The organism is Enterococcus sp. DIV0358, from assembly GCF_051713465.1.
GTDB classification, from domain to species: domain Bacteria; phylum Bacillota; class Bacilli; order Lactobacillales; family Enterococcaceae; genus Enterococcus; species Enterococcus faecalis.
In genome coordinates this window covers 722235-742177 of sequence record NZ_JBIOPX010000001.1, presented here as the reverse complement: position 1 = coordinate 742177, position 19943 = coordinate 722235, and the positions used below count along the sequence as shown (strand labels likewise).

Annotated in this window: 17 protein-coding genes and 1 pseudogene; all 18 read right to left on the bottom strand. The window is 36.9% G+C overall.

What is annotated here, in order from left to right; genetic code table 11:
* Positions 1–43: 43 nt before the first annotated feature.
* Positions 44–1873, bottom strand: a complete 1830-nt coding sequence (locus IGK70_RS03690) for a VirD4-like conjugal transfer protein, CD1115 family (RefSeq protein ID WP_002395046.1) — start codon at positions 1871–1873, stop codon at positions 44–46.
* Positions 1873–2358 (bottom strand): PcfB family protein, encoded by a 486-nt coding sequence (locus tag IGK70_RS03685; RefSeq protein ID WP_002386493.1) that lies wholly within the window; start codon positions 2356–2358, stop codon positions 1873–1875. The genes IGK70_RS03690 and IGK70_RS03685 overlap by 1 nt, the downstream gene beginning before the upstream one ends.
* A 158-nt stretch (positions 2359–2516) precedes the next feature.
* Positions 2517–3125: a hypothetical protein gene (locus tag IGK70_RS03680; RefSeq protein WP_010706909.1), complete on the bottom strand. Its 609-nt coding sequence runs from the start codon at positions 3123–3125 to the stop codon at positions 2517–2519.
* Positions 3109–3354 carry a hypothetical protein gene (locus IGK70_RS03675; RefSeq protein WP_002365866.1) on the bottom strand — a complete coding sequence of 82 codons (246 nt, stop codon included), beginning with the start codon at positions 3352–3354 and terminating at the stop codon, positions 3109–3111. Before IGK70_RS03675 ends, IGK70_RS03680 begins: the two co-directional genes overlap by 17 nt.
* On the bottom strand, positions 3341–3967 hold the full coding sequence (locus IGK70_RS03670) for a hypothetical protein (RefSeq protein ID WP_010706908.1): 627 nt from the start codon (positions 3965–3967) through the stop codon (positions 3341–3343). The genes IGK70_RS03675 and IGK70_RS03670 overlap by 14 nt, the downstream gene beginning before the upstream one ends.
* A 23-nt stretch (positions 3968–3990) precedes the next feature.
* A complete protein-coding gene (locus IGK70_RS03665) occupies positions 3991–6606 on the bottom strand; it encodes a phage tail tip lysozyme (RefSeq protein ID WP_002410288.1) in 2616 nt (871 codons plus the stop codon).
* An 11-nt stretch (positions 6607–6617) separates the two neighbouring features.
* Complete coding sequence (locus tag IGK70_RS03660) at positions 6618–9008, bottom strand: VirB4-like conjugal transfer ATPase, CD1110 family (protein WP_002405105.1); 2391 nt, start codon at positions 9006–9008, stop codon at positions 6618–6620.
* Positions 8962–9315 carry a PrgI family protein gene (locus tag IGK70_RS03655; protein WP_002386485.1) on the bottom strand — a complete coding sequence of 118 codons (354 nt, stop codon included), beginning with the start codon at positions 9313–9315 and terminating at the stop codon, positions 8962–8964. The genes IGK70_RS03660 and IGK70_RS03655 overlap by 47 nt, the downstream gene beginning before the upstream one ends.
* A 1-nt stretch (position 9316) precedes the next feature.
* Positions 9317–10117: a type IV secretion system protein gene (locus IGK70_RS03650; protein WP_002382799.1), complete on the bottom strand. Its 801-nt coding sequence runs from the start codon at positions 10115–10117 to the stop codon at positions 9317–9319.
* A 14-nt stretch (positions 10118–10131) separates the two neighbouring features.
* A complete protein-coding gene (locus IGK70_RS03645) occupies positions 10132–10428 on the bottom strand; it encodes a hypothetical protein (RefSeq protein ID WP_002382798.1) in 297 nt (98 codons plus the stop codon).
* A 12-nt stretch (positions 10429–10440) separates the two neighbouring features.
* Positions 10441–10668 carry a hypothetical protein gene (locus IGK70_RS03640; RefSeq protein ID WP_002365858.1) on the bottom strand — a complete coding sequence of 76 codons (228 nt, stop codon included), beginning with the start codon at positions 10666–10668 and terminating at the stop codon, positions 10441–10443.
* 46 nt (positions 10669–10714) lie between these two features.
* Complete coding sequence (locus IGK70_RS03635) at positions 10715–11149, bottom strand: hypothetical protein (RefSeq protein ID WP_002365857.1); 435 nt, start codon at positions 11147–11149, stop codon at positions 10715–10717.
* Between the two features lie 19 nt (positions 11150–11168).
* Positions 11169–12068 (bottom strand): type III secretion system protein PrgD, encoded by a 900-nt coding sequence (locus tag IGK70_RS03630; RefSeq protein ID WP_438775175.1) that lies wholly within the window; start codon positions 12066–12068, stop codon positions 11169–11171.
* Positions 12069–12109: 41 nt separating this feature from the next.
* On the bottom strand, positions 12110–12967 hold the full coding sequence (prgC, locus tag IGK70_RS03625) for a pheromone response LPXTG-anchored adhesin PrgC (protein WP_002367673.1): 858 nt from the start codon (positions 12965–12967) through the stop codon (positions 12110–12112).
* A 27-nt stretch (positions 12968–12994) separates the two neighbouring features.
* Positions 12995–13351: a pheromone response system RNA-binding regulator PrgU gene (gene prgU, locus IGK70_RS03620; RefSeq protein WP_002367672.1), complete on the bottom strand. Its 357-nt coding sequence runs from the start codon at positions 13349–13351 to the stop codon at positions 12995–12997.
* A gap of 61 nt (positions 13352–13412) precedes the next feature.
* Positions 13413–17321 (bottom strand): annotated as a pseudogene (locus IGK70_RS03615) (LPXTG-anchored aggregation substance).
* Positions 17322–17789: 468 nt separating this feature from the next.
* Positions 17790–18131 (bottom strand): DUF5406 domain-containing protein, encoded by a 342-nt coding sequence (locus IGK70_RS03610; RefSeq protein WP_220420352.1) that lies wholly within the window; start codon positions 18129–18131, stop codon positions 17790–17792.
* A 726-nt stretch (positions 18132–18857) separates the two neighbouring features.
* The gene (locus IGK70_RS03605) at positions 18858–19274 is read right to left on the bottom strand and encodes an ArpU family phage packaging/lysis transcriptional regulator (RefSeq protein ID WP_002364209.1); all 417 of its coding nucleotides are present in this window, start codon (positions 19272–19274) and stop codon (positions 18858–18860) included.
* Positions 19275–19943: the final 669 nt, after the last annotated feature.

The following is a 19943-nucleotide window of genomic DNA, read 5'->3' as shown; positions in this document are numbered from 1 at the left end:
TCCTCCTTTTTCTATTTTCTAAAAGAAAAAAACGCACGTCTTTTTAAACGTGTGTTTCGTCTTTCAGTTCACTTGTAATTTCTCCATGGTCAATAATATCTGTTGCCGAGATTTTATCCAAAATAGCTTCTTCATCAGTCATATATCGGCGCCACGTATACCACTTATCATCAGTCGGTCCTGTTGCTAGTTCATCTGCTCGGTCATGCTGAAAAGCATAGAATTTTTTATCTTTAAAAACATGCTCTTTTGATATAAAAACCAGACACTCGTCTCCTCCAATAAGCGCAACTTCACTCCTGTCAATCAAATCGCGCCCGTATTTATCGCGATTTTCGGATCCTCCACCTTGATTTCCTTTATTCATGCTATGTTTCCGAATGGATAACGTTTGTTTCCCTGCACGTGCAGACAGATACTTGGTGGTTTCTTCTTCGTCCCCACCAAGGTATAGTAAACACGCACAGCCGTTTAGAATGTTTTGCCACCCTTTTGGATACAAGGTTTGGAGTTGATTTAAGGATTGTAAAACAATGGTAAACGACATTTCTCGCTTACGAAACGTGGTCAACATTTTCTCAAAGTGAGGAATTCGGCCAATATTGGCAAATTCGTCAATTAAGAAACGGACATGTAGGAGTTCTTTTCCTTCTTCTAGTACTCGTTTTCCTAAACGTACTTGGTCTGATTTATTTCGCAACACTTCTCCGACTGTCGCAAACATCAACGCTGCAATAAAATTAAACGACGTATTAGTTTCAGGTATCGCAATAAACACCGCTGTTTTTTCTTCATTCCAGGAGTCAATATCCATCGTGTCTGTACGAATCATATTGACCACTTCTTCATGGTCAAAAACAGAGTAACGTGCAGCAGCTATCCCTAGAACGCTGGCTCTCGTTTCACTCTCATACAAATTGTTAAACAAGGTCCATTGTCGGTAAGCGTAGTTGTCAGGAATGGCCTCGTTTAACTCCTCAAACCATTCTTCCGCTGGGCTAGGTACATTTTTATCTTTTCGTTTTAGGTGGCGTAACATGTCCGCAATCATTCCTAAATGTGGCGTATAATCATTTCTGCGACCGTCAAACCATAAATACGCAATAAGAGAGCGAACCAATAAGCCTTCGGCTTTTATCCAAAAATCGTCCCCGGTCGTTTTTTCCACTTCTTTTGTTGCTTCGGTGACAGCTTCTAAAACTCGGTCCACGTCTAATTCGGAGTGCATATACTCAAAAACATTGAACGTATCACTATTTGACAACGTGTTTAAGTCTAAGACCTTAATCTTGTACTTGCCTTTTTTCAATAAAAGTCCAATCTCTGGCAATATCCCACCGTCTGGGTCTGTTGTGATAAAGCTGGCATGTCGTTGCATAAGATTGGTTTTGATAAAAGCTAACGTTTTGGCCGCTCCAGAATCACCTAGAATGGCGATATTCTTATTTTTTTGTAGCTTGATTGGTAAACGTTTATTAAAAAGAGAAATTTTTACATGCTTACTAACAATAATATTGTTTTCAGGAATTGGATCTTCATATTTTTTCATTTCAGCAGGTGTAGCAAAACGAGCCGAACCGTATTCTTCTCCATGACGGTAGATTCCACGATCATTATCTCGCACATACATTAATAGCCCTAAAAGAAAACCAAGTATTCCTACACTAAATCCTAATAGACTTGGTGTTATAAAAAACCGATAAAAAGTTTGTTCGATATACGTTAGAATATCTTTTGTAAAGAGATAATTCGTTTTTGAAAAATAGTCTGTCCCTGGTAACAGCCAAAAGAAATTTCCTATTCCAAAGCCAATCACAAATAGAAAAACACCAAGGTAGAGATACGGTTTCAGTTCTTTTTTGTACGTCTGCATTACAGTTTCCTTCCTTTTGTGATTGTTTTTGTTTGATCAATTTTACCCACGTATTTTTTATTGGCTGCAGTGTAGGCTAACCGTTCATCAAAAGTCATGGTATTTGGCTTACGCAAAATCATTTGTGGGTTCTTCTTAATATCCGTTAACACGCGTTCTAAGGCTTTCTTTGCAAGTTCCGTATCTTTTACTCGAAAATAGAAGTTAGTCCCTTCTTTGGTTTCTTTAAACGCAAAAGGAAGCCCTTGGGCTTCCAACTGTTCTTTTAACTTATTTAAATTCACTTTTTCATGAAGTTGCGCCGAAGTCAGTGGATCCTCACGATTCATTAGCTTATACAAATTATTTTCCCCTTTTAAAGGAAGAAACTTGTCTTTTAACGCCAATACACCATCACTGGATAAATTAAGCAGCACTTTTAATACTTTATCTAAAGTACTAGTACCTAAAACATAATAGCGGTGTACAATTTCTCTTTGTTCCATCAAAAATCTCCTCCTTTACAAAAAAAAACTAGCAATTTTTGCTAGTCTTTTTTTATGGTTCTACTTTTTTGATATGCCGTAAACAATTGTAAGGGAAAGTGATAATCCTTATTTCTTAGCTAAAAGAGGCTTTTTACTAGCTAAGAAAAAGCTCTTTTTTATAAATAAAGTCCCTCTGGCTTCTTTGAAAATGTACTTAATTTTTGTTCTAAGTCATTGATTTCTTCCTGCTTAGTCGCAATCTCCTCGGTCAATGTGGCTAACTCGTCTTTTTTAAACTGAATCTTTTGTTCCAGAATTTTCTTCTGTGTTTCTTTATCGGCCATTTCATCTGGTTGCTCTTTTAATTCAGTTGTTTCCTTTTCTTCATTAGTAATAGTGGTTTTGTTGTTTTTCTCTAACTCTACAATATCCTGTGTTTCTTTATTTTTTTCTTCTGGCTTTACCTGATTTTCTATAGCTGAAGGCAATAGCTCTACAAAAGGAATGACTTTTTTTGTATCAAACGGATCTAAAAGATCATGAAAATAAGGATTGTCTTCTAAAATTGGTAAATCTATACGCTTGCCATAAAGGATTTGGTCCTCTTGTTTTCCTTCTTTTATTTTTTCGACATAAAGCCATCCTTCTTCTTCCTTCTTAATAAGATCGTTGTTTACGCCAATCACATAACGAACAAGTGTAGCGGTTGAGTCGATCGCCTCGCCTTTAATATTTTTTGAATGAAGAAGTTCATAGCGATAGGTTGTTTTATTCCCTATAAACACTTGCTTCACCACCTGATTCTTTTTCACTCAACAACGCAGTCAATTCACTAAAAGATAAATTATTTTCTGTTAATAGAGCACTGACAATTTCCGCTTCTATTTGTTTCAATTCATTCTCTTTTTTAGCAATCGACTGTTTCAATGTATCGAGACGTTCATTGGCTTTATTAAGCTCTTTCTCCACTCGATCTTTCTTTTTTTCTAATTCACTCACTTTACTTTTCCCCACTGTTTGCACTCTCCTTTGTTGATTCTTCTGTCGTTACTACATGTGTATTATATGAATTTGGCTCCTCTTGTAATTCATTGGTAAGTGTTACTGGTGCCATTTTATCCACTAAAAAATTAGCGCCTTGTTTTACAAAGGTTAATTTCATCGCTTCTTGATTGCTCTGATTTTTCAACGCTCCTTCATCATTATTTCGTTTGGTTCGTTGTGTATTCTTATACGTGACGTCCACAATGACTTCATTGTTTTCAGTATCAATATAGATTTTATACGTATCAAGTACTTGATTGACTACATAGCCTTTATACGCTTGATTAACAGGCTGTTTTTCTACATTCACTAATTCGTTATACATGGCGCTTGTCACCAAAGGTTCATAGCGATTTCTATTTTCACCAAGATCTTTTTTTGTATAATACGCAATCAAAAATTTTTTTACCGTACTTGTTGTTAACTCCTCTTTTTTCTCAACTTTTACTTGTTTTTCATTGGTGTTTACTTGTTTTCTTTGCCCAACACTAAGCCCAATCAAAAAAATAAGCACAATAAGCAGTAAGCTGCCACCAATAAAGGCAATTTTCTTGTATCTACTTAATTTTTCCATATTATACATTGTTCTTATTGGTTCCTTTCTTTTTAGTTTAGGCGCATAAAATATTCGCCTGCTTCTTTTTTTAAGACACGCCAATTCATAGAATACTCACCACTGACATTCATTTCAGAAATGACAAAACTACCATCAGAGTTTACATGCTCCACATAAGCCACGTGTCCATATTGCGTACTAGAACCAGCTACACCATTTGTAAAAATAACAGCATCCCCTTTTTTAGGAGTTGATTCAAGTGTCGCTCCTGGTGTTTGACTGTAGTTATGCACCCATTGATTGGCGTTTCCCATAGTAGGGTGAATGCTTTTTCCTAACTGTGCAAAACGATTAAATACATACCAAGTACAATTCCCTGGCGCATACGCATTGCCTGGCCAGCCTTGTCCTGCTTTTGTTTCTCTGTCTGTGGGTAATGGTTGCATTTTTTCTTTATACTGCGCAAAGACCTCACTCCCAGAACCACCGATTGGTGTACCCGATCGAGAAAAGAATGTAAACCAATTTTGTGCAGCTTGAATTCGTTCTCCTAACTTGTCTCCGGGATTTCCTTCCCAAACAGTTAGAAAATAAGTAGTAAGTTCTGGAATAGTTGCAGCCACCTTACTTCTTGCTACATTGTCTGCTGCTGTTCGTGAACCTGGTGCATCGCCGTCAAAAATAAAGTCCAGCTGCAATTGCAGATCGTACCATTTTTTATTTTTACCTTTGGCATAGTCTAATAACAACGTATGCCTACGACCACCATCAGCTGTATCCGTCCACTGGCCTAAACCTAGTCCTCGATGGAGAATATTTGGAAAACGTCCCCCATAAATTTGCGGACCTCCCATAGAAAGCCAACTCGGTTCGTCCCACGAATTCCCATGCGCACCTACAGGCGGGTTCAAATAATCCCCTTCTGCACGTTTTGGATTAATGCCACTTTCTACCGAAAAATTCCCTAAAATCGCGCTAATTCCTTCTTTGGTGTATCCCTTTTTTGATAAATAATCATAAACAGCTTGCGCTCTTTTTTCGACACTTGCTCCAGGAGAAAAATCTGCACTTCCTAAAAGAGTCGTTTGCGTGTAGGTTACACGTGGAAAATAAAAGGCTGGATTTACAAAAAACCAGTCTTTCGTTTCTTTTTTATATTTTTCATACTGGAATGTAACTGTTGAATTCTTTGTATTCCCAAGAAATGTTCCTTCTTCAACATCCATACCTTTTGTTAGTCGAAGGGTATTCACACCACGAATCGTTAACCTAGCTACTTTCTCTTTTTCGATAACCAGTGTTTCTGTATCAGGCACCGAAACGATTTGGCCGTTCATTGGTGAATGAAACGGCTGATTAGCTTCAATCAATACATCAATGCCTTGATACAAGGTGAGCTTCTCTTTTGATTTGTCATAGCCATAGCGCTTATTGACAATTAAAGCGTCAGTTTTTACTGGAAAAGAAAGGAGATCATCCAATGTTTGGTAGCCTAACTCTTTTTTTATCTCTTGATAATGCTTTGCTTGTTCCTCTTCGATAAAATAACTTGATTTCTTATCTGTTTCTAAACTTTGCATTGTTTTCAACTGATAATCAGGTTTCTTTCCGTTTAATGCCGTCCATAAGTCAGATAGAATCGTTTCAAAATTCTTTGTACCAGTCGAATCCATATCTAATAATTTAAAATCATCGTACCGATAATTCATGTAGAAAAGAACATCATCGATATTGCTATAAAACTGGTTGTTATCGTCTGTATGTTGCGCATCTAATTTAGTAAAATACGTCCATGAAGCGGTTAAATCTTCCTCTTCTTGAACAATCGCTGGTTTTTGTGTACTACTTGCAACGCCACTCAATAAAAAAACAAGAAAAAGAACCAATAAAACAACCCAAGAAATTGGATTTTTTAGAATCAATGCAGCGACTTTCCCTAATGTCTTCTGACCATTAAAAAAAGAACGAATCAAGCCAATACCTTGTTCGGCTTTCTTCGCTTCTTTTGCTGCTTTAAAGCGCATAGCGCGATTCCGTAGTTGTTTCATAAGTTGTTTTTTTAACGTAAAGTCTTTTGGTGTACGCTGAAACCCACGTCCTCTTGAAAAGTTAAATAAGCGATTCCCCAATCCGTACGTATCTTTTGCAGTTTTCACCGAAAGATTCTTAACCGTTTTTCCTGTTTTCAAAGCTGTACGCATGTTAAATTTAGCTTGTTGTGTTTTTTCATAAAGGGTCATTGCTTCATTCAGTGTATCTTCCTGCGTTAACGTGGTTCGTACTTTTTGCGTCGCTTCTCTTTTCAACCCTTCCTTGGTTTCCCTTTTTACTTGGTTAACGACACGCGTTTCATCTACTTTTTTCGTTCGTTTGTAAGCAATTTTCTGTGCTTTTTTGCGTTTCTTTTGCTCTACAAATTTCTTTTTATCCAGTAAATGGTTAATACTTAATGGTTCCTTCCCTGTTTTCAAGGTGAGTTTATGTTTTTTTAGTGATTGCTTGTAATTTTTCTTAGAAAGTTTAAACTCCTTTTTAGTCGTCTTTAATGCTTTTTTTTGCAACTTCGTCGCTTCTCTTGATTTTAAGGTCAAATTTTTTCTAAGACGCTCTTCTACTTGAGTTTCAACATGTACTTTTTCTTTCCAAGTACGCTTATTTTCTACCATGTCCTCACATCCTAAGCGTCGGTATTCATAATTTCAAATAGATGTGTTTCTTTTGGAATAGGATTTTCAAACGGAACAACCACCCCACCTGCAGAAATTAGCCCCGTTCCTTGTGGGGCTCGATCATTGATATACTTCTTCAATGCAGGTGTCAGACTTAAAATTTCTACTAATCGTTGTGAATCAATTGGTTTTTGCCGTAATAAAATCAAAAATTCACTATTGGCAATCATTTTTTGCCCCGCTTTACTGTCTAATAACGTCGTAGGGTTTTGCGTGATACCTGTTGTCACGGCACCATACTTACGAATACGCGCCCATAAATTTAAGAACCATTCTGCTTCTTCTTCCGTTGTGAAGTTGACTTGTAATTCATCAAAATACAAACGTGACGTTACTTTTCCTTGTCCAGATACTACTTGTTTCCACAACTGATCTAAAATCACTTTCATGGCAAACTTTTTCAAGCGATCATCTAATTTTTTTGTATTAAAGACAATAAAGGGTGCCGTTAAATCGATATTCGTTTGGTGCGCAAAGATATCTTGTGAACCCACACAATAGGTTTCCACTTTATTCGCTAATTCTTTGGCACCTTCATCCGTTTGTTCTTTTAAGATTCTAAACCAATCGACTAATGTTGGCTCTGTCTCTTTGTTTTCAAAGCGTTCATACGTCAACAACGTCACACGGTCAACAAGTCCCGCATCCACGTCCGTATAGCTTTTTAGTAGCGATTCAAACATAGTGGATAACAAATTAGATTTTTCTTTAACTAAATCAAGTTCCTGGTCCTCTTCATCCAATAACTGCTTGTCTACCATTCCTAAAATATTCAAGTGATTTTTTGTACCAGTCGAGATATCGAGTATTTCTGCATCCAATTCTTTCCCAATCGGTAAGTATTCACTTTCTGGATCAACAATTAAAAAGCGGTCCTTCGGAAATTTTAAACGCGTTGAAAGAATTTCCCATTTGGTCGCCATTCCTTTACCAGAACCAGACGTTCCGAAAATAAGCCCACTTGGTGTAATTAAATCTTTTTTTCGGTCAATAGTAATCATGTTCTTCGTCAACTGATTCCGGCCATAAAACTGACCTGTTGAGCTTTGTAATTCCACATTGGTAAAAGGGACTTGTGTAGCAATATTTGTTGTTGTTAGATCACGCATATAACTCATTTCAACGTCTAAGTAAGGTTTTCCAATCGGTAAGATTGTATTGAGTGCTTCTTCTTTGTAATTGTCTACTGTATCAAACACAACTTGCCAGGTTGCTCCTACGTTTTTCACCGATTCAACAGCTTCTAAAAGTTCCTTTTCTGTTTCTGCAATTAAGAAAACTGAAAATAGGCCATTAAATAACTTTTGGCCATTATTTTTTATTTCATCCATTAACGCATTCGTTGTTTCTTGGATTTCCTTTGCTTCTCCTGAAATCGCATCCTCTGAAACACCACTTCTGAAGTTTTGCTTCTGTTGCTTTTGAATGGCAACATCATTTAATGTCTTGGTTCCCTGTATTGCCTTTCTGGCTTCCATCATGTCATAAGGTCTGGCATGAATGCTAATCGCTAGCTCTCTTCCTGTAGCGCATAATTCTTTGATTAACTTATCTTCTAGGTATTTTGGATATTGTTGAATGGTTAAAACAGCTGCGTAGTTTTCTCCTAACCGAAAATAAGCTTTATTGTTTGGAAACTTGATTTTACTTGGAACAATAAACGCTTTAGACGTTAGCCCTGATACGGCAATATCTTGATAGCTTGTGCCAAAATATTGTCCGTGGCGCAAAAAATAGCTGAACAAAGACAATCGCTCTAAGCCAGTCATTGGGGTTACCTCTAATTTAATTTGGTTGGCTTCAAAACGATTGGCAAAGTTCTGCATGATTCCTTCTAACTCTTTGTTGGCTTGTTTCATGGACGAACTTTTTGTGGTGAAAATAGCATATTTTTCAATCTTAAAGTTTCGCTCGTCTTGTTCATACTGCTTCGTTATAATTTCATTGATTTCTTGACGGTAGTTATCTAAGTGATCTCCCTGATACGCCAATAAAACGTCTTCCATCAACGACTCTTCTTCTCTTTTATTAACAACCAACAGCTGATACCGAGAGTTTTTGTCTAGTGTATTTAACCCTTCTGCATACCCCATTACCGTGTTTAATTGATCTTCTTCTACAGCAATTTCGTAGTCCACTTCTCCAAGTTTATAGCACTTAGAAAACTCATCCTCTACAATGTGCATGAGCCCTTCTTCAAACTGACTCGTATAAAAGATACTATCTTGTACGGTAGGATTTGCTTGTTGCTGTACACGTTTTTTGACTTTTTTATCTACTTTTTCAACGTTACTAGATAACGTCTGTTTCTTTGATTGTTTCTTTTTGAACAAATTCATCCTTTTGATACCTCCTTATTTTCCCAGCCTGAAAGGTTCGTTCCTCATAATAAAAGCGTAAGTAAAAAGCTCTTTTTACTTCTTTCCACTTATTCATCATTAATAAAACTGGATACCACCCTAACGCAAACGAGGTGACTAGCGCACAAACCATAAATAAAAGATCAGGCAAAAAAAATACTTCTAACAAAAGAAATATCCCTATAAAAACAAAGCAAACATACGCTTTAAATTCTCTGACTGTAATTCCCCAGATTTTTTTCTCTACTTTTGATAGATCTTTATAAAATTCTGAACTAATCGCCATTTTACATCGCTCCTACTAATCGTTTGGCAAATCCTTGTGAACCAACTAGAAGAATAATCACTGCCACATATTTTAAAATTAACGCACAATACGTCATGATATTAAGTACAAATGCACTAGCATTCGCCCATATACCTCCATCAAATGAAGCAAACGAAAGGTAATCATTCGCCGTTAAAATTGGAATAAGCCCCATTAATAGAACCAGTAAAGCACCTTGTAAAGCATAAGCCATAATTTGTTTCATGTAGCCCATGGCAATCGAACGTAATTCATCATGGACAAAAAACGCCACAAACAATGGTGCAAGGGCTTTAATCATATACAATTGTACCCCTCGTAAGAAAATAAGGATTTTCGTTATCACACTCGATAACCATAGTGCTAGGTAAGCAAATACCTCAAATAGACCTACAATCGGTTTTGCCCACCAGGAAACTTTCCCCACTTGTGGGATCGCTTCACTGGTTCCTGTTGCTGTTACAATGGAATTAATCCATTTGGCTGCTTGAATTGTAAACCAGACAATGCCATCAATAATGTAGCCAGAGCCCATAATACAGACATACGCGATCACATATTTCAATGCAATGTTAGTTAATAACTCGATCGTCAAACCACCGTCTTCTGATTGAAATTTCTTTTGGGTATTCGATAATTCAATCATAAAAAGAATGCCTAAAATAGCGATTCCTAAAGGGACTAGGACTTTCGCTATTTTAGACATGGCTTCATTCGTTGCTGGATTGTATTCAGCTAGACTTTTAAATAGCTGATCGGTCGTTCCTTTTGGAATGTTCATTGCTTCCCCTCCGCTCAGTTAGCTATTTCTTGCGAGTTTTCAAACGTTAGAGGATTTATCCCTAGCTTTTCTAATTTTTTGTGATAAAATCTATGGATTTCTGCTTCCTTAACAGTGAAATCCAATAAGTTAGTCTCGCAAACCTCAAACACGCCTGTATAACTTATTTCATCATCATTGACAATGAGCTCTCCATTCTCATCAAATGAAAAGTCTCCTCGACTCTGAATAATTGCCTGTGGCGCATTTTCTTCTTCTACAACTTCCCATTCAGTTTGACCATTGACTATCATTTCTACTAATAGCTTCATTTTTTCCTCCTTTTAAAAACGAATAGCTCCTACCTGTGTAATAACATAGGCGACTACCCCACCAATTGCTAAAATAACGGCCCCACCAACAACTACTTTTTCTATTCCTTTATCAAGCGTACGTGGATCATCATTCGACATGCCTGAACGAATTTCTTTGACGCCAAACATAATACTAACTGCTGAAACAAGTCCAATGATTCCTCCAATTAGTGTAATAATTTTTGTGACTATATCCATAGTTTTGTCTCTCCTTCAGTTTTTATATTCTAAAAAATGACTTATTTTACCAATCTTCTTCAGTATTGCTTTCTGAAAACTCCATTTCTTCGCTTTCTTCAAATTCATCCTGAGTTAAAAAATTTGTTACCGCATGTTTAACTTTCCCTTTATACTCTTGTTCTTCAACCTGAATATAGACATCTTTACCTTTCAGAAATTCAAAAGTTTCTCGATTATAGCCAAAATCAACGTCTGGAATCTCTACACCGTTGTCTTGGATACTGGCTAAAATATAGCGTAAATTATCTTCAGTATAATCATTCCCGAAGGTAAGAAAATAAACCCCTTTTTCGTTACTTTTTCCCAAAAGAGAGAGTAAAAACATATCATTCCCTTTTTGAGACCGTTTTTTTTGAACTTTTTCAATTACTGCCGCGTGCGTGCCTAACTCAAACTCCTTGATTTGTGACTCTCTTTTTAATGGACGTTCATATTTCATAGAATTGCCTCCTTAATTATTATTCATTAATAGTAAATTCTTTTTCTTCTGGAATTTCTGTTACTTGATAATTATTGTTTTTCTTTTCCATAGCCACTTTCATTTGACGAATTTCAGTTTCTTCTTTAGCCACTTTCAAGGTAACGACGTACGTAAGAAGCCATTGGTTCCCTTCTTTTTTTGATTCCCAAAGAAATAACGTTCTTATTTGTTCTTTAGACCCCTTAATCTCTTTGAGTACTCCTTCAGAAACATACTTTTTAACTTGCTTTTGCGTGGCTTTGTCACTCTCTTCACCAGAGTACAGACTGGATAAGAAAAACCGAGCAACAACATCAACTTGTGGTTGCTCATGCACTTGTTCTTGTAAATGTGTTAATCGTTCCTCTAACTTAGAATCATTTTGGCTCGTTGGTTTACTTTGAGAACCAAATGACGCACCTGTAAAAACACCTACTGCTAAAAATATAAGTAAAGCCACTGAGAAATAGCTATAGCGAGAAATTGTTGTAAACACAGTTGATTTTTGTTGCTTTTCTGCTTTCTTTTTTAAAGAACCTGTTGAACGGCCTATTCTCTTCGACTTATTACTCACATTTCTTTTGAACAGGTGAAGAAACGCTTCTAAATCTTCTTGTCTTACTTCTTCATTGGTTTCTACAATCTGTACCATGTTTTGGAGGACAGTTTCCTCAACTACCGGCAAAGTCATTGTTTCTCTTACAAAAGCTTTCTCGTCTGTCACGTTGTAATAAATCTCATACGTAATTAGAATTCGATCCGTCGATTTTTTTAAATCCGCATTGATTTTTGTTAACTGTTCAATACCTTGTACCAGGTCAATTTTTTTATTAAACCCTAATTCATTTAGTAATACATGACTTTGCTTTGTAGTAAATAAAATAAACAAGCAAAGCACCTCCTTTCCTCACAGAAATTTATCGAAATTACTCTTTCTGATTAAGCTTTTTTCTTATTCTTTTTAAAGAAAAAGAATCCTGAAATTAATACAAAGAAGCTTCCCAATACAGAGAAAAGGAGTGTGAATTTCTCTCCTGTGTGTGGCAATACTTTCATTTTTCCATCACTTGCTTTTACCTCAACGTTTCCGCTAGGTAAAACCTTATACGAGCTGCTAATTGGTTTTAATCCTTCTGGTGTTTTGGTTAACGGAACACCTTTATCTACTGCTACAATTTCTTCCCCAGCTTCTGTTGTAATTGGAGTAGTTTCACTTGGTACATGTGTTACCTCCGCTAAGTTGCTTGTTTCAATAGGAATACTTGGTTGTGTTCCTGCCGATTGATTCGTTTTATCAATTTCTCCACTAGGTGTAACGACTACGTCTATTGGTTTAGTGGGCTGTTCAGGAGTTTTTGGTGTTTCTGGTTCTGCTGGTTTTTCTGGAATCACTGGTTGAGTTGGTTCTTTCGGTTGTTCTGGAGTAACAGGTTTTTCTGGTTCGCTTGGTGTTGTAGGCTCGGTTGGTTGACTAGGTTCTGTTGGCTCACTTGGTTCAGTCGGTTCAACCGGCGTTCCAGGATCAATTGGCGTTGTTGGTTCTGTTGGCTTTTCTGGCTCACTCGGTGTTGTAGGCTCGGTTGGCTTGCTAGGTTCTGTTGGATCAGTTGGTATTACTGGCGGTTCTGCAGGATCCACCGGTTCAGTAGGATTCGTAGGTTCACTAGAATCAGTTGGTTCAGTAATTGGTGGAGTTGCTGGATCTGTTGGTCCTAAATCGTCAGCGAATGCTGTTATACTTCCGCCACCGAATACTAGTACTGCACTAAACAAGCTTGATAAAATAATTTTTTTCATTGTAATTTCCTCCAAATAATTTTTTATTTATGATTTTAAAGTTTCGCCGAAGATCTCTTCAAAAATCCCTCTATTAATAGGTGTTTTGATAAAAAAGACAGGCACATTAATTCTGCCTAAATTTGGTTTCACATAGATACTTTTTTCTGGATATACTTCTAATGCCAAAGATTTTCCATTTTTAATAATATTCAACGTGGTGATCTCTTGAATGTTTTCTTCGGTAATTTGTTTGTTGTACCACATTTCCATTGCACGTGTATTTTTCAATCGAACTTTAACTAACTTACCTGTGTTTCCTCTCCACTGTAAGGTCAAGTCTTTTTCTTGGATGGCAATTTCTTTCATCCCCTTTGCCTCTCTTTCTGCTACTACTGCTTCCAATTTTTCCCCTCCATAACTAAAAAAAGAAGGACAATCAGTTCGTCCTTCTTTTCGTCTTCAATTATTTTGTTTCTTTTCTACGTTTAAATCCTAAGCCTGCTAAACCAAGCATTGTAACTAAACTACCAGCTACTGTTAATAAGACATTTTGTTTTTCGCCTGTTTGCGGCAATTCTGGCACCACACTTGCCTTTTCTACCACTAATGGCTCTACTGGTGCTTGCGGTGTTTTTGGTGTTGGTGGTACAATCACTGTTTTTTCTGGTGGCGTTTGTGGTTTTTCTGGCGTATGTGTCACTACCGTATTCGTTTTAATCTTCTCATTGTTGAAAGATTCTTCGATTGTGTTGTAAACGTCTCCTGCCGCAATTCGTTCTACACCAATGAACGCTTTCCATGAGTGTGCAACGTGTTTGTTTTCTTTTAGATTCATCGCATCCAAAAAGGCTTGACTGGCCGTGATTTTAACTACCCCTTTGTCAAAGGTCATCGTGAATAGTTTCGAAATGTCGTCCCCTTTATTCACTTTGGTTCCGTCTGCTAAGACAAACGCAGAATTGGCAAACACAGACCATTGGCCACTAAATTTGTCATGTTTGACGTCTAGTTTATCGCTAATCGACCAATCTTCCACAACACCAGCGTATTCTGCAGGAATGTCACTACTTGTAAATTCATAGAAGAATTTCTCCCCTAATTTGATTGTAGCGCCGTTTTGACTTTGTTTGTCACCGACTTTAATAACCACGTCTTTTTTAGGGTTCACTTTTGGAATATGGTTGACAACGGTATTTGTTTTAATTCGTTGACCAAATGTATTTTGTTCCGCTGAATTATAAACATCCCCAGAAACATTGGCTTTGACTTTTGTAGGGAGCGTTACACGCAATTCTTGCCCACCATACGCTAGAATAAAGGCTTGTGGGTCTTTGGCAGAGATTGTCACCGTGCCTTTGGCATCGTCCCAAGAGATCGTGAACTGGTTCGTAATGTCTACCCCTTTAGAATCTTTGACACGAAGTAAGTCTTTGATTGGTGTCACTTTCGTTTCGTCGTAATCATCGAAGAAAGAAACGCCTGTCGCAAGATCGACTGTGTCAAAAGCAAAGTCTTTATCGTACCCTTTTAAGTCCCAGGTCATTTCATAAGAAAGAACATCACCACGAGCAACTTTTCCATGGTTAATATCTTCCCCTTTCTTGTTATGAACGGCTTTGGTTGGTTTTGGATCATCAGGTGTATGTGTCACTACCGTATTAGAACGAACAAGCTCTTTGTTGTAGTTTTCTGTTTGCGTATTTTCTACGTCACCTGTTTTAATCCGTTCGACTTCCAGATACACAGACCAAGCTTGTTTACCTACTTTATTGCTTTCTTCATTTAAGACGGCCAATAATGCTTGATTCATCGTAAAAGTAAGATCTTGTCCGTCTTTATTTGTCAATTCAATATATTTTGTAATATCTGAACCTGCTTTAAGGGTTTCTTTACCAATTTGAATATCATAGTTCGTAATAGCGTGCCATTTCCCTGTGAAACGATCATGGGTCGTGTCCAAGACATCATTCATGCCCCATTCTTCTGTGATTCCGCCATAGTTGGCTGGACGTTCGGAAGACTTCACTTCATAATAAATTTTTGTTTGTAATGGAATATCTTTATCATGTAGAGAAACACTGCCAACTGTACCATTTTTATCTGCTTTTACATCTTTGGAAGGATTACTTCCTGGCACATGGTTAATCACTGTATTTGTTACCGTTTCACCATCGTTTGTTAATTGAACAGCTGTATTTTCAAAATCACCTTCTACATTTTTCACTACAAACGGTAAGACAAGTAAATATTTATACCCCATCGCTAAGACAACGGAGCCGTCTGCGTTGGTTTTCATCATTGCTGTGACGACATTTTGGTCTAGGTTAAGGTCATAAGAAGCGGTCACGTCTTGGGCTTTACCTGAATTAATTGCTGCAGCAACAGCTTTTAAGTCTTTTTCGTTTAGACTTGCGTCTGCTTGATAAACTTTCACTTTGGATAAATCAATCGTCACTTTTTCTGCATCAAAGGTATCTCGAATCCCTTGTTTGGTTACTGTTTTTGGATCTACTTTGGCATGTTCTGTCGTATCCCCTGTCACAATGTATTGTAAAGAGTCGCCACGTTTCACATTTAAATCATTGATATTTTTCTGGCCATCAGTGACTTCTTTGTTCGGAACAAGAACAGGAACGACATTGGCTTTGTATCGATTGAATTCAATCGTTGCTTTTTCTGGTTCTTTTGGATTCCCATAATTGAAAATAGGCTTCACTGATTGCGCATTTAAGTTAGTGCTAAAGGCAAACCATTGCGCACTTGATACAGGCACATTACTTTTTCCTTTTGTTGTCATACCAAAAGAAAAGGAAATACGTCCATTAGCTAGACCTACACCTGAACCAAAGTACGCATTCTTGTGCCTACAGCGTCCCAATCACTATTTTTCAATCCAGAAGGTCCTGTGCCATAGTCAATATCTTCCGGTGAGTAAAATTTTCCATCCGCTTGTTTTTTCACATATGAGCCATTAATGTATTTGAACGCATTGTTGGCCCCAAAATCAGAAACAAATTCCGCATGGCCACCTTTATTCGTTAAACTTGAATTTAAAGAAGACAGCGCATACGCAAATGGACTATCTTTATCTGGTAGTACTTCTTTACCTGACGCATCAAAGAACTTAATCGTTAAGCGTGTTTTAACATCCTTACCATTGACTCTGTTTGTACCAATAAAAGCCGTGATAATCGGATCGTTTGAAAATACTGCATTGAGTGTACCGCTTTGACTTGGTGAGGATTGTAGCTCATAAACAAATTCTGCTTTTGTAATTTTGCGCCCTAAGTAACTAGCGTTTAGCCCTGTATAGGTCACTGTCACTGGTTTGTTTTTTTCTAAAAGAACCGCATAGCCCCCATTAGCCCCAAGGTTTACCTCTTTTACAAAGGAATTCTGGAAGTTGCCAGTAGCTTTTCCGCCCATATCTTTTCGTAAAGATATCTTTTGAATCCCCTGCATTTACTTTATTAAAATCAGTTGCTTTGATAAATTTTCCGCCTTTAATCGACGAAATTTTCGTGTCTTTCGTCACGATAGGTTGATCGAACACTAGGTTTTTACTAATCGCTTCATTGACATAACTGTTTTCGTTCTTATGCTTGTTGTATTCAGCGACTTCTTTTTCGTAGCGCTCTTTTTCCACTTTATTTTTTGCCGCAATTTCTGCATTTTCTTTGGCAATTTTTTCATTTTTGGCTTTTAATTCAGCTGCTTGTTGGGCAATCTTTTTCGCTTGTTCTTTTTGTAGTTGGTCTACTTCTTTTTCTTTTGCAGCTAAATCTTTAGAAGAAACGTTGCCTAAGTCTTCTGCTGGTTTTTCAACAACGGTAATGTTTGGATCTTTTTTTGCTTCATCAACTGCTTTATCAACGTCTGGTGTTTCAAATTCTTTAGGAATGGACGTTGATTTATTCGCTTCATTTTCAGCTGGTGCAACTTCTGTTGGCTGCCCTAGAGGATCATTGGTTGTTTCAGGGCTGACTACTGGTTGTTCTAGTGCTAATTTTTCTGCTTCTACTGTTGGTTGTAGCACGTTTGTGGTATCATTTGGGGTAGCTGAACTTTGTTCAGTACCTTTATTTTCTGGCGCTACTTCTTCTACTTTGGTCGGTTGAGAAGTAGTGTCTTTTTGTACTGCTTCTTCTTCAGATACTGCCGTATTAGGCGTTTTACTACCTACCTGCGAATCGGGGTTATCGGGTTGCACCATGGTTGTTTCTGGTTGCGTATCTAATTCCGCGGCTTGTACATTATCAGTAGCTAATCCTACAACTCCTAACACGCCTAGAAAAAGAATAGGGGCTACGACCCAATGTTTCTTTGCCTTATACATTTTAAAACGTTTTTTTACTTCTGTCTGTTGATTCATGTATCATTCTCCTCGACTTTTTATTTTTTCATTTCTAATATTTTTTCCTTTACAAACAACGATTTCTTCCACACGGTGCACGCACACAAGCCATCCTTTTCTCCCCCCTTTCTTTTAGACAACTGTTTTACTTTATACTATAAAATAAGTACTTTAGCATATTTTTCATTTTACTTTTCAAAAAGCTACCTGACCCCAATTAGGTAGTTTTTCCTTTTTATCCAATATTTTTTTCTGAACAATATTCCATGGAATAATTGATTCAGTCTTATACTTAACTTTGTGATAAGACTACCTTATTCTCCATTTAATATGCTCCTATTCATTGTTTTTTCTTGACAAGTAACCTTTTTCATGATATAAATAATTTATCCCTAGATTAATAGTAATTCTCTACTTAGCGCTACCTAGTAACATCACTAGGTAGTCTTTTTATACAAAAAAAGGAGCGAGTATTTTCTCGCTCCTCTATTTTTCCTCCTCAAAATCAATAATTTCAATCCTCACAATATACTCACTTAACTCTTCCCACACATCTTCAACTAACAATTCATCTTTTTTGTCATTCTTCAAAGTCATTGCGAACCATTCATCGCCATTATCATCTTCACCAAGCAGTCTAAAATTGATTGGATTTTCTTTAAATTTCATGTCATATAAATCTTCTTCGTCTATGCCTAATACGTCTAACCCTTTACAATTTCCACTTTTTACAAAGGTAACAAATCCTTTGTATACACCTCGTTGGAAACTTACTTTGATTGTATGCAAGCCCCATCGGATATTTGGATCATAATTTTTCTTTGTTATTCCTCCTATTATTCTTTTTCTCTCGTAGCAAAGCTACTTACTGGCGCGGTAGGAGTCGAACCTACCTCTTATCTTCCTTCATGTCCGTTGCATCCCAGATGCTACACGCCAACCTAAAAGGAGCGATCTCTCAGTTTCCTGTTTTTTGAGATTGCCATTCTTTTTGTGGTAGGCTTATGAATGGTATAAGAGCTATTGCTTGCCATGCTACCGCTCAATCTCAATATCGCTGGCAAGGATTTGCACATTGCATGGTTTTATTCGTAAGTGTGCCCACAACGAAGACGTTGTCTGCAACGCAAACATCTTATTTTTCCTATAAGCGTCTACCCATTCTACACAGCGATAAATCACTCACAAACCTGTAGAAAAAATAGAGAGGAATTACACCCCATTTCTTTTAGTTTGAGAACGTCTGATTTGTGAGTGATCATTGCAAACTACATAGCGCTATCTTGACAAGTGCTTTCGGCGTATGTCTACGTGTAAGCTTAATGCCAAGTGTATTGCAATATTTGCTACCTACGACTAAACGAGACAGAAAGAACTGGACTTTCCACATCCTTATTCTTTATTTTTTATAGGTAGCCTCAAAAGATAAGCGAAACGGAGCTAAGATAGGTAATGCATGCCTTACCCTCATCTCCTTATCTTTCGACACTACCATAATAACATCTAAATATTGATAAAAACCGCCAACTTTCCGCCAAAAAACCGCCAAAAATTTTATTTATATGCAATTATTTTTCCGTTTCGATACGCTTCAGCAAATTCAATTAAAGCTTCTGATTTCATACGTTGAATACTTCTTTCAGAATATCCAACTTCTCTAGCAATCTTGTAATTAGAGTAATGATCCTGCACACAAAAACTGTAGTGCAGAATTTGTCTACTAGTCAAACTCAAAGCCATAAGTGCAGATAAAATTGCATCTCTTTCTGCTTCTGCATCAGCTAATTGTACCAGTGCATCTTCTGTTTTGTTTCCGTGGCTTTGGCTTTTAGGCATCTCTGTAATAATTGGTGATTTTAAATCTATCAAAGAGCGACCAGCTATTCGCTCTAAACGTCTAAAACTCTTCAACACATTTCTAGCATTCGCTTTTGTTTGTCGAAAATCTACTTCTTTTAACAATAGAATCAAGTGAAATCGCTCCTTTTATGGTATAATAATTTATAATAAACATATCATCATTTAAGAGTTGCTTAGCGGAAACTAAGTAGCTTTTTTTATTTATCCAAACATATATAAGAAATGCTTATTCTTTGCTCATCAGCGACTCTATATGATATAAATTATACTAAGAATACTATTCCAATAGCTATTCACTTCTCAGCCAGTCGGCGGAAACCGACTGGCTATTTATTTATCAAAATATTCATCACTCATACATGTTTGTAGTCAACAAATTATTGGTTGACTATAAAGAAAACAATAATAATTCTACAGTATTTTACAATCTTCCATTCGTCATCTTTCACATCATCTTTATTCATTTGATATTTTCCATCTAATAAATATTTTTGGCATAGAAAGTATTTTCAAATCTATTTTTCAATGATATAATCACTTTAACTTTCTTGGGGATTTTATTTATGAAATAAATTTCCTCCTTTTCTACATTAACTTCTGGTAAACAGTTAATAGTAGTACACGTCTCTACAAGAGATTTATTGTCAATTTTTAATCGGCTATTTAATAGCACTTTGTTTGGGGAAAGTGCTAACTCACACCTAAAGAACAACTGGCGGAAAACAGTTGTTTCTACCACATAAGTCAGCTAGTGGTCAGCTGGCTTTTTTTGTTGCCTTA